We start from the raw sequence: 13,441 nt of genomic DNA, 5'->3' as shown, positions 1-13,441 counted from the left end.
TTGCGCAATCAATCGCCGCCGCCAGCCCGATGTGCTCAGACAGGGACCGCCGCCTGCGCCCGTGCCGCCCGCCGCGCCAGACGCCGCTCCCGCAGAAAGGTATAAAGCCCGGAGCCGATGATCAGCGCCGATCCCGCCAGCGTCATCATATCCGGCGCCTCGGCAAAGATCACCACGCCGATCAGGGTCGAAAACACCAGCCGGGAGTAGCGAAACGGCGTGATCACGGCGGCATCGCCGATCCGGGTAGCGGTGACAATCCCGTAGTACCCCAGCACGCCAAAGATGACGCCTCCCAGCAACATGCCCCATTGGCTGCCTTCCAGGGCGACCGGCTCTCCGGGCAGGATCAGCAGCATCACCAGCCCCGCCGGGATCACCGAGCCAAAGGCCTGCGAGCTGACCACGGCAGAGGGCACCGCGCTATCCATCACCCGCGTCATCAGGTCGCGCGCCGCAACCGCCACAACCGAGATCAGCACCAGCAGCACCCCCGGCTCAAATCCGGCCAGACCGGGACGCACGATCATCAGCACCCCGGCAAAACCGACAAGGATCGCCGTCCAGCGCCGCCAGCCGACATCCTCGCCCAGAAACAGCGCCGCCCCGACAGTGACCGCAAGCGGCATCGCCTGAAACACCGCCGCCACGGTCGAGATATCCACCACCGCCAGCGCTGAGGCAAAACTGACCGCCGCCAGCGCCTCGGTCGAGGCACGCAGCACCGGTTGCCAGCGCCAGTTACGTGGCGCCAGCACCCGGTGGCCCTGCAGCTTGGCCCAGATCACAAAGATCGTGCCACTGCCCAGCCCCAGCATCATCAGGATCTGCCCCACCGGCACCGAGGTGGCGAGCTGCTTGATGAACATATCCTCCAGCGAAAACCCCGCCATGGCGAGGATCACCAGCAATATTCCCGAGACATTGTTCATCTTGATCGTTCCATTCCAATGGGTCCGATGGCTCTGCCGAGGGGCCGTGCCCGCCGTCGCTGCATCGACTGATCCGCACAACAAATAGCCGGAAGCGACCGCCCACTTGTCCATTTGCGACGCGACTCGATATTTGCGGCGCAGCTTCATGACTTCATGTGACCGCTCCTATCACGCGCCGTGATACTGGGCCACCGCCGGGCTGCGGCGCGCCCCGGAATTTTCCGGAATATTCGGACCCGTTATCCTGTCTAAGAAAACACGCCCCCGCGGGCGCATCGGCATGTGGTCAGCGGGCGCGCGCTGGCTCAGCTCTTCTTGCGCGGCACGCCATATAGTTCCAACTTGTGGCCGCGCAGCTCATAGCCCAGCTTTTCGGCGATCTTCTCCTGCAAGGCCTCGATCTCCGGGTCGCAGAATTCGATGACCGCCCCGGTGGTCATGTCGATCAGATGATCGTGATGCTCGCGGTCGGCATCCTCGTAGCGGGCACGCCCGTCGCCGAACTCCAGCCGCTCCAGAATGCCCGCTTCGTCAAACAGCTTCACCGTGCGATAGACGGTGGCCAGCGAAATCGCCCCGTCCAGCGCGCTGGCACGGGCATAGAGTTCCTCGACATCGGGGTGATCGTCGCTCTCTTGCAATACGCGCGCAATCACCCGTCGCTGGCCTGTCATCCGCAGACCTATGGCTTCGCAGCGTGCGATAATCGTCTCGCTCATGGTCATCCCTTATTCAGCATGGCGTCCCTGTTTATACAAAGACGCCCGCGCCGCAAACCGGGTTTTAACAGTCTGTGGCGCAGAATATACAACAATTGCCCATTGACTTTATCCGCTGGCGGGGCCATCTGCCCTGTCAGGCATCCCTCCCTGCCGCGTGAGCAGAGGACGTCGGGCCGCGCCAGATCAATGCGCAGGCCAAACACCGACCCTAAGGATATGCCACCGTTCCCAATATCACGCGTGGGGCACTCGCAGCGACCAGCGGTCTGGCATGATGCCAGCCCCGCCCGAGGTCCCTGCCCCAACGACAGACCGCCCCCGTGGCGGCACCGGCCGAGCCCTGTTGGCGCGGCTGTGAAAGGACGAGACGTGACAGAATTTTCAACCATGGGGCTGCCCGAGCAGCTTCTGAAGCGCATTGCAGAACTTGGCTATACCGATCCGACCCCGATTCAGGCCCGCGCCATCCCGCATGCGCTGAACGGCAAGGACGTGCTGGGTCTGGCGCAGACCGGCACCGGCAAAACCGCCGCCTTCGGCGTGCCGCTGATTGCCCAGATGATGCAATACGGCCGCAAACCCGCCGCCAAGACCGTGCGCGGCCTGGTGCTGGCGCCGACCCGCGAACTGGCCAACCAGATCGCCGCCAACCTCAAGGGCCTGACCGAAGACACCCCGATGAAAACCGGTCTGGTTGTCGGCGGCGTTTCCATCAACCCGCAGATCAGCCGCCTGTCGCGCGGCACCGATATCCTGATCGCCACCCCGGGCCGTCTGCTGGACATCCTTGACCGTGGCGCGCTGGATCTTGGCTCCTGCGACTTCCTCGTGCTGGATGAGGCCGACCAGATGCTGGACCTCGGCTTTATCCACGCGCTGCGCAAGATCGCCGCTCTTCTGCCGGCACAGCGCCAGACCATGCTGTTCTCGGCCACCATGCCCAAGCAGATGAACGAGATCGCCAATTCCTACCTGCAAAGCCCGGTGCGGATCGAGGTGAACCCTCCCGGCAAGGCTGCCGACAAGATCACCCAATCGGTGCATTTCATCGCCAAGGCAGAGAAGCTCTCGCTGCTGAAAGAGCTGCTGACCAAACACAAGGACGAGCGGACGCTGGTCTTTGGCCGCACCAAACACGGCATGGAAAAGCTGATGAAAACGCTGTCGGCCGCCGGTTTCTCGGCCGCAGCAATTCACGGCAACAAAAGCCAGGGCCAGCGTGAACGCGCGCTTGCCTCCTTCAAATCCGGCGAGGTCAAGATCCTCGTGGCCACCGATGTGGCGGCCCGTGGTCTCGATATCCCGGATGTGAAATACGTCTATAACTACGAGCTGCCCAATGTGGCGGATGCCTATGTGCACCGGATTGGCCGGACCGCACGCGCAGGCAAGGACGGTCAGGCCGTGGCCTTCTGTGCCCCGGATGAAATGGATGAGCTGAAGGCGATCCAGAAGACCATGAACCTCAATATCCCGGTGGCCTCAGGCCGTCCGTGGGAGGTTCTGCCCGATGCCAAGGCCCCGGCAGGCCGTCGTGGCGGCGGCAAACCCGGTGGCAGCGGCAAACCCGGCGGTCATCGCCGGCGTCGCAGCGGTGGTGCCGGTGGCGGCCAGAGCGGTGCGCGCAGCGGTGGATCCGGTGCCGCCGCAGGCGCGGCTCAGGGCAAACCCGGCGGTCAGCGCCGTCGCGCCCAGTAAACCCTCACCATGCCCCTATGGGGGCACGGCTGAAAACCAGACAAAGCCGGGGATGCCTTTTGCGTCCCCGGCTTTTTCGTCCCCGGTTTTTTTTTACTTTTTCGTCATCGACTTACCGCGCCGCCACCAGATCCGCCCAGACCGGCAGGTGATCCGAGGCGATATGCGCCGGACGGGCGCGATAGACGCCGCTGTCCACCACCTCCAGCCCCCGGCTGACCGCAATCCGGTCCAGCGCGCCAATCGGGCGCAGCGACGGAAAACTGGGCCGTGGCGGCACAAACCGCAGTTTCGGAGCCAGATGATCCAGCACCGGCTGGCGGGACCATTCGTTGAAATCTCCGGCCCAGACCGTCGGCAGATCCGGGCGCTTGGCGATGATCCCCGCCAGATGATGGACCTGCTCATGGCGCGCCTTGGTGGTCAGCCCCAGATGCGCGCCCACCACCCTGAGCGGTCCCAGCGCCGTCTCGAACAGCGCCCAGACCGCCCCGCGCGGCTCCAGCCCCGGCAGCGGAATATGGCCGTGATCCTGAAGCGCAATCCCGTCGCCCCGCCAGATCACCGCATTGCCATGCCAGCCCAGCGACCCCGCCCCGCCCAGATCAACAATCTGCCATCCTGCCTCATCCAGAATGAAATGCGGCAGCGCGGCGGGTCGTGGCGGCAGCCGCTTGTCGGCCTCCTGTAACAGCACCAGATCCGCCCCGGTGCCCTCGATCACCTGCAAGGTGCGACGCGGACGCCGACGCAGATCCAGCCCCATCGACTTCTGAATATTGTAACTTGCCAGCCGCAGCCGTCCCGGCCGGGTGCCCTGTTCCTGCGTCATTCCTCTGCCTTCTTTGCCACCGCGCCTTGTCACCGATCCGGTGCGTGATACGGCCACAGCATGGCCGAAATCCGCACCGCAGGCCAGAGCGCGCCCTGTCACACCCATCGCGGCCTAAGCATCTGTTTTCCCGGCTTGACTCTCGGACCAAGCCCACCTCCTCTGGCGGCATGAGTGAGAAACGCGCAATGGACGGCATCGGGGCCGCAATGCTGATCGGCTTCAGCGGGCTGATGGGCTTTAATCAGGTGGTGATCAAGGTCTCCAACGGCGGGTTCGGCCCGGTGTTTCAGGCGGGCCTGCGCTCTCTCATCGGGCTGGCGGTCCTGCTGACATGGCTCGCCTTTCGCGGCCAGCTGAAGCGCGCCAGCACTCCTGCCCCTGCCCCTGCCTCTGCCCAGGCGTCGGCGCATTGGAGCCGCTCTGTCCATTTCTGGGGGCTGGTGTCCGGGCTGTTGTTCACGGCCGAATTTGTCTGCCTCTATATCGCACTTGATCTCTCCTCGGTGTCGCGGGTCACGATCATCTTCAACTCGATGCCGGTCTGGCTGGCCCTGGCCGGCCATCTGCTCCTGCCCGGCGAGCGGCTCAACAGCCTGCGCATGTTGGGACTGATCCTGGCCATGGGCGGCGTGGTGCTGGCCGTGTTGCACCGGGGCAGCGGCGATGCCTCGCTGCTGGGCGATATTCTCGCGCTTGCGGCGACGCTGGCCTGGGCCGGGATCGCCCTCTGCGCGCGGCTGTCGCCACTGGCCCATGTCCCGCCGATCCGCCAGCTCACCTATCAGCTGGCCACATCGGCGCTGGTGCTGCTGGCGATCTCGCCGCTGTTTGGACCGCTGCTGCGCGACCCCACGGCGCTGCATATCTCCGGCGTGTTGTTTCAGGCCATCGCCATCGCCAGCCTCGGCTATCTGCTGTGGCTCTGGCTGATCAGCCTCTACCGCGCCAATGCCGTTGCCTCCTTCAGCTTCCTGTCGCCGGTGATCGCGGCCATTCTCGGCTGGCTGCTGCTGGACGAGGTGATCCTGCCGCAGGTCTGGGCCGCACTGGTGCTGGTCGCGGTCGGCATCCTGCTGATCAATCGCAAATAGGTTCAGGTGCCGCAGAAGGTCGCCTTCACCACCTCGCTCGCAGCCGGCGGGCGACGCAGATCCTCGGCCCCTGCCTGCACGGTATAGGGATCCGCCAGCACGGTATTGAGCCGCTCGAACGGGGCAAAATCGCCCGCAACGGCGGCACTGATCATCGCCTCGATCCGGTGGTTGCGCGGGATATAGACCGGGTTCGCTGCCGCCATCACCGCCGCCGGATCCGCCTCCTGCGCCAGACGCGCGCGCCAGTCCACTGCCCAGCCGTCAAACGCCTCAGGCTCCAGAAACTCATCACGCACCTTGCCGGAGTCCTTCGCAACAGCATCGCCCAAGGCCCGGAAGGTATTGGTGAAATCCGCCTGGCCCGCCGCCATGCGCTGCATCAGGTCGGTGATCAGCGCCATATCGTCAGGCGTTGCCTCGGCAATGCCGATTTTGGCGCCAAAGCGCCGCAGCCAGGCGGCCTCGGTCCGGGCGGGCATCGCATGAACGATCTCGGTCGCCTCCTCAACCAGCGCCTGCGGATCCTCCGCCTGCTGGATCAGCGCGGTGGCCAGCTGCGCCAGATTCCAGACCGCAATATCGGGCTGGTTGGAATAGGCATAACGCCCCATCCTGTCGATCGAACTGAACACCGTGCTGGGGTGATAGACATCCAAAAAGGCGCAGGGACCATAGTCAATCGTCTCGCCGGAAATGGACGAGTTATCGGTATTCATCACCCCGTGGATAAAGCCCACCGACATCCAGGCCGCAATCAGCTCCGACTGACGATCGCGCACCGCCCGCAACAGCCCCATCGGCCCCTTCGCCTCAGGATAATGGCGTTGGATGGCATAATCCGTAAGCTGCCGCAGCGCCGCCTGCTCGCCCCGCGCGGCAAAGATCTGAAAGCTCCCGACCCGCAGATGGCTCGCGGCCACCCGTGTCAGCACCGCGCCGGGCAAACCGCCCTGTTCGCGCCAGACCAGCTCACCGGTCGCAACCGCCGCCAGCGCGCGCGTCGTCGGAATGCCAAGCGCATGCATCGCCTCGCTCACCACATATTCGCGCAGGACCGGCCCCAGCCAGGCCCGCCCGTCACCGCCCCGCGAATAGGGCGTGCGCCCGGATCCCTTCAGCTGGATATCGCGGCGCTCGCCGTCAACACCAACAGCCTCGCCCAGCAGGATCGCGCGCCCATCGCCGAGTTGTGGATTGTAGGTGCCAAACTGATGCCCCGCATAAAGCTGCGCCAGCGGATCGGCGCCATCGGGCACACGGTTGCCCGCAAAAATCTCGGCCAGCTCGGCCCTGTCACCCGCCCGGATGCCCAGCTCCGCGCCAAGCGCACCATTATAGGCGATCAGCTCTGGCGCCTTCACCGGCACGGGAGCCTGTTTGCTGTAGAACAGCGGCGGCAGCGCGGCATATGTATTGTCAAAGGGGATGTGCAATGTCATGGCCCAAACATATGCGGCAAATGCCAAATTGCCAGAGCCAACAGACAAAACGGAGCACTGACATGACCGCCGATGAGATCATCGCCCGGCTGAACCTCCAGCCCCACCCAGAAGGCGGCTATTACCGCCAGACATGGATCGCCGACAACGACGGCAGCCACAATGGCCGCGCCACCGGCACCTGCATCTATTTCCTGCTGAAGGCGGGCGAAAGCAGCCATTGGCACCATGTCGATGCCACCGAGATCTGGCTTTATCACGCTGGCGCGCCGCTGGTGCTGTCGCTGTCAGCCAGCGATGACGGCCCCGCCCACGACCACCTGCTGACCCCGGACCTGACCACCGGAGAACCGCAGCTGATCGTCCCCGAAGGCCACTGGCAGGCCGCCCGCACCAGCGGCGACTATACGCTGGTCAGCTGCACCGTCTCACCGGGGTTCCGGTTCGAGGGCTTCACCCTCGCCGACCCCGGCTTCGATATCCCGCGCGCCTGACCCCAGATTGCTTCGAAGGGATTTGCCAGGAAACCTCCAAGTTTCCCGGCCGCCAGACCTCAGTCCTCGCGCCCCGGCACACTCACCACACCGCCGCCAACACAGGCGCTGACACCGGTTGTGCCGGGACAGGAGGTCGGCAGCCCGCGCGCAACCCGTACCGCCAGATGGGCAAAGGCCTGCGCCTCCAGCATGTCGCCATCCAGCCCCACCGTCTCGATCGGCTGAACCGGGCAGTCCAGCGACACCCGCAGCATCTCCATCAGCACCGGGTTGTGGCGCCCGCCGCCAGTGACCAAAACCACCTCCGGCGGCTCCGGGCAATGCTCCATCCCCTGTGCAACAGCAGCGGCGCACATGCCAGTCAGAGTCGCCGTCGCATCGCGGTCGCTCAATTCGGAGACCAGCGTGATCATCTCGGAAAAATCATTGCGATCCAGCGATTTCGGCGGCATCCGGGCAAAATAGGGCTCCGCCAGAAACAGCTCCAGCGCCCCGGTCTCCACCGCGCCGCCACGGGCAATCGCGCCGCCTTCGTCCATCATCTGCCCACAGCGCGCCTGCACCAGATCATTGATCGGCGCATTGGCAGGGCCGGTGTCAAACGCCAAAAGCGCGCCGGGATCCTCAGCCGCGTCACAGCGCGGATCGACATAGGTCAGATTGCCCACGCCACCGAGGTTCAGGAAACACAGGGGTTTGTCCCGCTTCAGGTATTTGGCACAGGCAAAATGAAAGAACGGCGCCAGCGGCGCGCCCTCCCCGCCCAGCCGCACATCGTCGCTGCGAAAATCCCAGACCACCGGGGTGTCAAGCTCAGCCGCCAGCGCCGCACCATCGCCCACCTGCAGGGTGCCCTGCACGCGCGGCGCATGGGCCAGCGTCTGACCGTGAAACCCTATGACATCAACCGGTCCCGCCGCTGCATCCTCAGCCAGAACCTGCGCCAACAGCGCCGCATGGGCGCGGGTCACGATCTCTGCGGCGGCGTCCACCTGTGGCCCCTGCCACTGTCCCAGTGCGGCCGCCAGCTGCGCCCGTTCCACCGGTTCATAGCCACGATAGGCACTGGCGCCAAAGCCGTGGATCACCACGCCATCGGTCTCGACAATGGCCGCATCCACCCCGTCCAGCGAGGTGCCGCTCATGGTGCCAAGGGCGCGCAGAACGCCGGTCTTGGGGATCGCCACAGAACGGGCCGAGGAGGGGGATCTGGTCATGCTGATGGTGCCTGCTGTGATATTGGGCGCGCCGCGCCGGTTTGCGCCAAGGATACAGCAGCGAATTTCTTGCGCAAAGCCGTTCACACTGCTTTCCCCCCGGCAATTTGCGTTTTATACAGCAGCGCGCAATTTAGAAAGCCGAGGCACATCATGACCTACCACCCAAAATCGGACTTCATCGCAGTTATGATGGAACGTGGCTATCTGGCCGACTGCACCGATTACCAGGGCCTGGACGAGGCGCTGATGACCCCCGGCCAATCCGCCTATATCGGCTTTGACGCCACCGCGACCTCGCTGCATGTGGGCTCGCTGATCCAGATCATGATGCTGCGCTGGTTCCAGAAAACCGGCCATAAACCGATCACCCTGATGGGCGGCGGCACCACCAAGGTGGGCGATCCCTCCTTCCGCGCTGATGAACGCCCGCTGCTGACGGATGAGCAGATCGATTCCAATATCGCCGGCATCAAGAAGGTGTTTGCCGCCTATATCGACTATGACAGCGACGCGGGTAACGCCGCCATGATGCTGAACAACGCCGAATGGCTGGATGATCTGAACTACCTCACTTTCCTGCGCGATATCGGCCGCCATTTCTCGGTGAACCGGATGCTGTCGTTTGAGAGCGTGAAATCGCGTCTCGACCGCGAACAGTCGCTGTCCTTCCTCGAATTCAACTACATGATTCTGCAGGCCTATGACTTCCTGGAGCTGAACCGCCGCTACGGCTGCGTGTTGCAGATGGGTGGCTCCGATCAATGGGGCAATATCGTCAACGGCATCGACCTCACCCGCCGGGTGCTGGACCACGAAATCTACGGTCTCACCTCGCCGCTCTTGACCACCTCCGACGGCAAGAAGATGGGCAAATCGCAGAATGGCGCGATCTGGCTCAATGGCGATCTGCTCTCGCCTTATGAGTTCTGGCAGTTCTGGCGCAACACCACCGACGCCGATGTGGGCCGCTTCCTGAAGCTCTATACAGAGCTGCCGGTGGACGAATGCAACCGCCTGGGTGCACTGGAAGGGTCGGAGATCAACGCCGCCAAGGTGATCCTTGCCAATGAGGTGACCACCCTGCTGCACGGTGCCGAGGCCGCCGCCGCCGCCGAGGCCACCGCCCGCGAAGTGTTCGAGAAAGGCGGCATTGGCGACGACCTGCCCACGCTCAGCCTGACTGCCGCAGATCTGGGCGATGGCATCTCCATCGTGCAGCTGATCGTGAAATCCGGGCTGGCCAAATCGGGCAAGGACGCCAAGCGCCTGATCGCAGAGAACGGCGCCAAGATCGACGACGCGCCGCTGACCGATGCAGGGCTGATGATCGACGCCGCCGCTCTGGCCTCGCCGATCAAACTGTCTGCGGGCAAAAAACGCCACGCGCTGGTGCAGCTGGAGGGGTAATCGCCCCGCGGTGCAGCCGACGGGCCGGACCAACCGACAGCAATCAAAAAAAGGGGCCGCTGTGGCCCCTTCTTCGATCCCGAAGATCAGACCAGCCGCAGCGCCATTGCCAGCCCAGGGCCGAGGCGTTGCGGGAACCTCCGCAAAAGGCTCCCGCCCGTCATCCCCCATCCCGGATGGGGTGTTCCCGTTGGGCGGGGCGCCACGCGAAGGCGCGGCGCGGCAGCGCATCACGACAGGGCATCACCGCCGTGCACCGGAGCTGCTGCCACGACCCGGCCCTCGGATCCCGGGCTAAAACAAAAGGCTTCACAGCACCCAGAGATCCAGCAGCATCAGCACCAGCCCAACCGGCAGCGACAGCGCCAGAGCCACCAGCAGAGCCGCAGCTTTGGTGACCCGCGGAGCCGGTGCGGAATGATTTCGAATTTTATTCGCATTTTTCATATCTTCATTAACCATCATTTAGGTTTCGCTGCGGTTAATGGCGCCATGTTCGATTTCACACCAGCAGATGTCATGCCCCGCCCCATTCTCCGCGACGAAACCATCTCTGCCCTACCGCAATCGGCGGAATTTGCCCGCGCGCTTCAGGCGACGGGCAAGGACCCTCTGGTGCTGAACCAGATGAAAGGCACCGTCGTCATGCGCCGCAAGCTCTGGGGCCGCATCAACGTGGCCATGGTCAACCGCGCCCGCATTGACAAGCCGTTGCGACTGCTGGAACAATTGCAGGAAAACGGCCTGCGCCGCACGCCCGTCATCCTGTCGCCAGAAACGCCGACCCCCGCCCTCGCCCGCCACGGCGCGGTGGCGCTGGTCAGCCCGGCGCATGTCGGTTTGCTCGACCTCACCGGTGACCCGGATCAGCGCCGCGCGGCGCTGCATCAGAAATGGCGCAACCGGTTGGTCCATGGCGAACAGCAGGGGCTGCGCATCACCCGCCAATCCCTGCCCCAGACCCCGGCGCACTGGATCTTTGCTGCCGATGCCGCGCAGCAATCCAGCCGCGGCTATCGCAACTGGCCGGTGGATCTGACCCTGGCCTATGCCCGCGAGAACAAGGGGATGGCCAAGATTTTCGAAGCCCATGACGGCAAGGAGATCGTCGCCGCCGTGCTGGTGCTCTGCCATGGGCGTGGCGCCACCTATCACATCGGCCATACCACCGATCGCGGCAAGGCGCTGTCCGCCCATAACCTGCTGATGTGGGAGGCGATGTCCTGGCTTGCCAAACGCGGCTATGAACAGCTCGACCTTGGCGTGATCAACATCGAAAACGCCGCCGGTCTGGCCCGCTTCAAACTGGGCACCGGCGCACGGCTGCACCAGCTGGGTGGCACCTGGGCCTATTGGCCGCCGCTGGGTCGGCTGCTGCGTCCGCTCGCCGCGCTCGACAAACGGCTGATGAACCCCGGGCTCTCTGGACACTGCTAGGGGGACGTGATTATCTGAACACACGTTCAGATATGAACCCGATAGCATAGACCCCCGGGAGGAGCCCTGCTCATGAAACTGTCGCAAACCGCCGCCGTCATCACCGGCGGCGCCTCTGGCCTTGGTGAGGCCACCGCCCGTCATTTTGCCGCCCAAGGCGCCCAGGTCACGCTCCTGGATCGTGACGCCGAACGCGGCGCTGCCGTAGCCTCCGAAATCGGCGGGCATTTTGCCCAGACCGATGTCACCAGCGAAGAGTCGGTTGCCGCCGCCATGGCGCTTGCCAGCGAGAAGATGGGCAGGATCAACGCCTGTGTGAACTGCGCCGGCATCGCCCTTGGCATCAAGACCGTGGGCCGCGATGGCGCGCACCCTCTGGATGCCTATCAGCGCACCATCGACATCAACCTTGTCGGCACCTTCAACGTCGCCCGGCTCGCTGCGGTGGAAATCGCCAAATGCGAGGCTGAGGCAGACGGTGGCCGGGGTGTCATCATCAACACCGCGTCAATCGCGGCCTTTGACGGTCAAAAAGGCCAGGCTGCCTATGCCGCCTCCAAAGGCGGCGTTGTGGGCATGTGCCTGCCGATGGCCCGTGATCTGGCCTCTTCGGGCGTGCGGGTGATGACCATCGCGCCGGGCATCTTCATGACCCCGATGCTGGCGGGCCTGCCGGAAGAGGTGCAGCAGCAGCTCGCCGCCGATGTGCCCAACCCGGCCCGGCTTGGCGACCCTGCCGAATATGGCCGTCTGGCCGGGTTCATCGTCGAGATGGGCTATCTCAACGGCGAGGTGATCCGCCTCGACGGCGCGCTGCGGATGCGCTGAGGCGCTCTCGGTTGCCCGCATCGAAACCAAGACCTCAAGGGGCAGAACACCCCTTGAGACACCCCCTCTCCCCTCTCCGCGCAATACGGAATTGATCAGCGACAGCCTCCCGGTTCTCCGCTAGCCTGTCGCACAACCTTGCCGAGGGGGAGCAGACCCATGACCCAGCCCAACCTGCCGCTGACCGGCGCCTGTCTTTGCGGTGCTGTCCAGCTGCATGTCACCGCCTCCCCCTTGCTGACGCTGGCCTGCCACTGCCGCGATTGTCAGAAACTTGCCGCCAGCGCCTATTCCCTGACCGTCATGTTTCCGGCAGAGGCGGTCACCGTCACGGGAGAGCTGGTGCAGGGTGGAAAACACAGCGAAGAGCGCAAGCATTATTACTGCCCGACCTGCCTCAGCTTTGTCCTGTCCCGCCTGAAGGCGGCACCAGAACGGGTGAACCTGCGCGCCTCCCTACTCAATGATCTGACTTGGTTCACCCCCTTTGTCGAAGTCATGACCGAGGACAAACAGCCATGGGCGACGGTTCCGGCCGCTCACAGCTATACCCGCTTCCCCACCACGGCAAAGGAGCTGGCGGATCTGATGGATGATTACGCCAAAGCCATCGCACCCTCCGCGGCCGGCAGGGATCCGGCATGAGCCGATCCGAACGACAAAAAATGCAGGCGGGCGACTGGTACTGTTGCCTGGACAGCGAACTCTCCGCGTTGCGTCATCAGGCCCGTCTGGCGGTGCATCAGCACAATCACCGCCCCCCTGATCCCGGCGACAGCCTCAGCCCGTCGCTGGCAGCCCTCTTTGCCGGTCATGGGCAGAATTGCCTGATCGAGGCGCCGTTTCACTGCGCCTACGGGGTCAATATCACCCTCGGGCATCAGGTCTATCTGAACGCGGGCTGCACCATCCTTGATACCGCGCCGGTGTGCATTGGGGACCGCTCCATGCTGGGGCCGAATGTGCAGATCTACTGCGCCCAGCACCATAAGGATAAAGCCTTGCGCGCCAAGGGGTTGGAAATCGCCCATCCGGTCACGCTGGGGTGCGATGTCTGGATCGGTGGCGGCGCGATCATCCTGCCCGGCGTCAGCATCGGCGATGGCGCCATCGTCGGTGCCGGCGCGGTGGTGACACGAGATGTGGAGGCCGGGGTGACAGTGGTCGGCAATCCGGCGCGGGCGCTTCCTCGCTAGCATCCGCAGGGTCAAAACTCGCACCCGTTGCGCAGCAGCCGCGCGCCGCCTTAGGCTTCAATCAGGAAAAATTTATATTTTACAAAAGACTACGGCAGCGTCTTTGACCCAATGTTTCGCACGCGAAACATTG

The 13,441-nt window shown here is 64.2% G+C and carries 14 protein-coding genes; 8 read left to right on the top strand and 6 right to left on the bottom strand.

The window, feature by feature from the left end:
- Nucleotides 1–35: 35 nt before the first annotated feature.
- Both VWY34_RS09950 and VWY34_RS09945 read right to left on the bottom strand, forming a co-directional pair.
- Nucleotides 36–932, bottom strand: coding sequence for a DMT family transporter (locus VWY34_RS09950; RefSeq protein ID WP_416540358.1), 897 nt, complete (start codon nucleotides 930–932; stop codon nucleotides 36–38).
- Between the two features lie 308 nt (nucleotides 933–1,240).
- On the bottom strand, nucleotides 1,241–1,654 hold the full coding sequence (locus VWY34_RS09945; protein WP_340545206.1) for a Fur family transcriptional regulator: 414 nt from the start codon (nucleotides 1,652–1,654) through the stop codon (nucleotides 1,241–1,243).
- A 372-nt stretch (nucleotides 1,655–2,026) separates the two neighbouring features.
- Between VWY34_RS09945 and VWY34_RS09940 the strand changes: the two genes are divergently transcribed.
- Entirely contained in the window at nucleotides 2,027–3,355 is a 1,329-nt protein-coding gene (locus VWY34_RS09940; protein ID WP_416548936.1) for a DEAD/DEAH box helicase, read from the top strand.
- Nucleotides 3,356–3,467: 112 nt separating this feature from the next.
- Here the strand turns inward: VWY34_RS09940 and VWY34_RS09935 are convergent, their stop codons facing one another.
- Nucleotides 3,468–4,187: an endonuclease/exonuclease/phosphatase family protein gene (locus tag VWY34_RS09935; RefSeq protein ID WP_340545204.1), complete on the bottom strand. Its 720-nt coding sequence runs from the start codon at nucleotides 4,185–4,187 to the stop codon at nucleotides 3,468–3,470.
- A gap of 170 nt (nucleotides 4,188–4,357) precedes the next feature.
- On the opposite strand from VWY34_RS09935, the gene VWY34_RS09930 reads away from it, so the two are divergent.
- Nucleotides 4,358–5,281, top strand: a complete 924-nt coding sequence (locus VWY34_RS09930) for a DMT family transporter (RefSeq protein ID WP_416544749.1) — start codon at nucleotides 4,358–4,360, stop codon at nucleotides 5,279–5,281.
- A gap of 2 nt (nucleotides 5,282–5,283) precedes the next feature.
- On the opposite strand, the gene VWY34_RS09925 is transcribed toward VWY34_RS09930, so the two are convergent.
- Nucleotides 5,284–6,723 carry a protein adenylyltransferase SelO gene (locus VWY34_RS09925; protein WP_416544748.1) on the bottom strand — a complete coding sequence of 480 codons (1,440 nt, stop codon included), beginning with the start codon at nucleotides 6,721–6,723 and terminating at the stop codon, nucleotides 5,284–5,286.
- Between the two features lie 62 nt (nucleotides 6,724–6,785).
- On the opposite strand from VWY34_RS09925, the gene VWY34_RS09920 reads away from it, so the two are divergent.
- On the top strand, nucleotides 6,786–7,217 hold the full coding sequence (locus VWY34_RS09920) for a cupin domain-containing protein (RefSeq protein ID WP_416544747.1): 432 nt from the start codon (nucleotides 6,786–6,788) through the stop codon (nucleotides 7,215–7,217).
- Nucleotides 7,218–7,276: 59 nt separating this feature from the next.
- Here the strand turns inward: VWY34_RS09920 and VWY34_RS09915 are convergent, their stop codons facing one another.
- On the bottom strand, nucleotides 7,277–8,437 hold the full coding sequence (locus tag VWY34_RS09915; protein ID WP_416544746.1) for an anhydro-N-acetylmuramic acid kinase: 1,161 nt from the start codon (nucleotides 8,435–8,437) through the stop codon (nucleotides 7,277–7,279).
- A gap of 153 nt (nucleotides 8,438–8,590) precedes the next feature.
- Here VWY34_RS09915 and tyrS point away from each other — a divergent pair, with 153 nt between their 5' ends.
- Complete coding sequence (gene tyrS, locus VWY34_RS09910; RefSeq protein ID WP_416544745.1) at nucleotides 8,591–9,847, top strand: tyrosine--tRNA ligase; 1,257 nt, start codon at nucleotides 8,591–8,593, stop codon at nucleotides 9,845–9,847.
- A 309-nt stretch (nucleotides 9,848–10,156) separates the two neighbouring features.
- Here tyrS and VWY34_RS09905 read toward each other — a convergent pair whose 3' ends face one another.
- Complete coding sequence (locus tag VWY34_RS09905; RefSeq protein ID WP_340545198.1) at nucleotides 10,157–10,294, bottom strand: hypothetical protein; 138 nt, start codon at nucleotides 10,292–10,294, stop codon at nucleotides 10,157–10,159.
- 45 nt (nucleotides 10,295–10,339) lie between these two features.
- On the opposite strand from VWY34_RS09905, the gene VWY34_RS09900 reads away from it, so the two are divergent.
- The 4 genes from VWY34_RS09900 to VWY34_RS09885 all read left to right on the top strand — a co-directional run bounded on the left by VWY34_RS09900 (nucleotide 10,340) and on the right by VWY34_RS09885 (nucleotide 13,308).
- Nucleotides 10,340–11,284 (top strand): GNAT family N-acetyltransferase, encoded by a 945-nt coding sequence (locus VWY34_RS09900; RefSeq protein ID WP_416544744.1) that lies wholly within the window; start codon nucleotides 10,340–10,342, stop codon nucleotides 11,282–11,284.
- A 72-nt stretch (nucleotides 11,285–11,356) separates the two neighbouring features.
- Nucleotides 11,357–12,112 (top strand): SDR family NAD(P)-dependent oxidoreductase, encoded by a 756-nt coding sequence (locus tag VWY34_RS09895; protein WP_416544743.1) that lies wholly within the window; start codon nucleotides 11,357–11,359, stop codon nucleotides 12,110–12,112.
- 159 nt (nucleotides 12,113–12,271) lie between these two features.
- A complete protein-coding gene (locus VWY34_RS09890; protein ID WP_416544742.1) occupies nucleotides 12,272–12,757 on the top strand; it encodes a GFA family protein in 486 nt (161 codons plus the stop codon).
- Entirely contained in the window at nucleotides 12,754–13,308 is a 555-nt protein-coding gene (locus VWY34_RS09885; RefSeq protein WP_416537751.1) for a sugar O-acetyltransferase, read from the top strand. Before VWY34_RS09890 ends, VWY34_RS09885 begins: the two co-directional genes overlap by 4 nt.
- The last annotated feature ends 133 nt before the right edge of the window (nucleotides 13,309–13,441 follow it).

The organism is Phaeobacter sp. JH20_02, assembly GCF_048056915.1.
GTDB lineage: Bacteria > Pseudomonadota > Alphaproteobacteria > Rhodobacterales > Rhodobacteraceae > Phaeobacter > Phaeobacter bryozoorum.
Note: the sequence above shows the minus strand (reverse complement) of the source record. Positions and strands in the feature narration are given on the sequence as shown.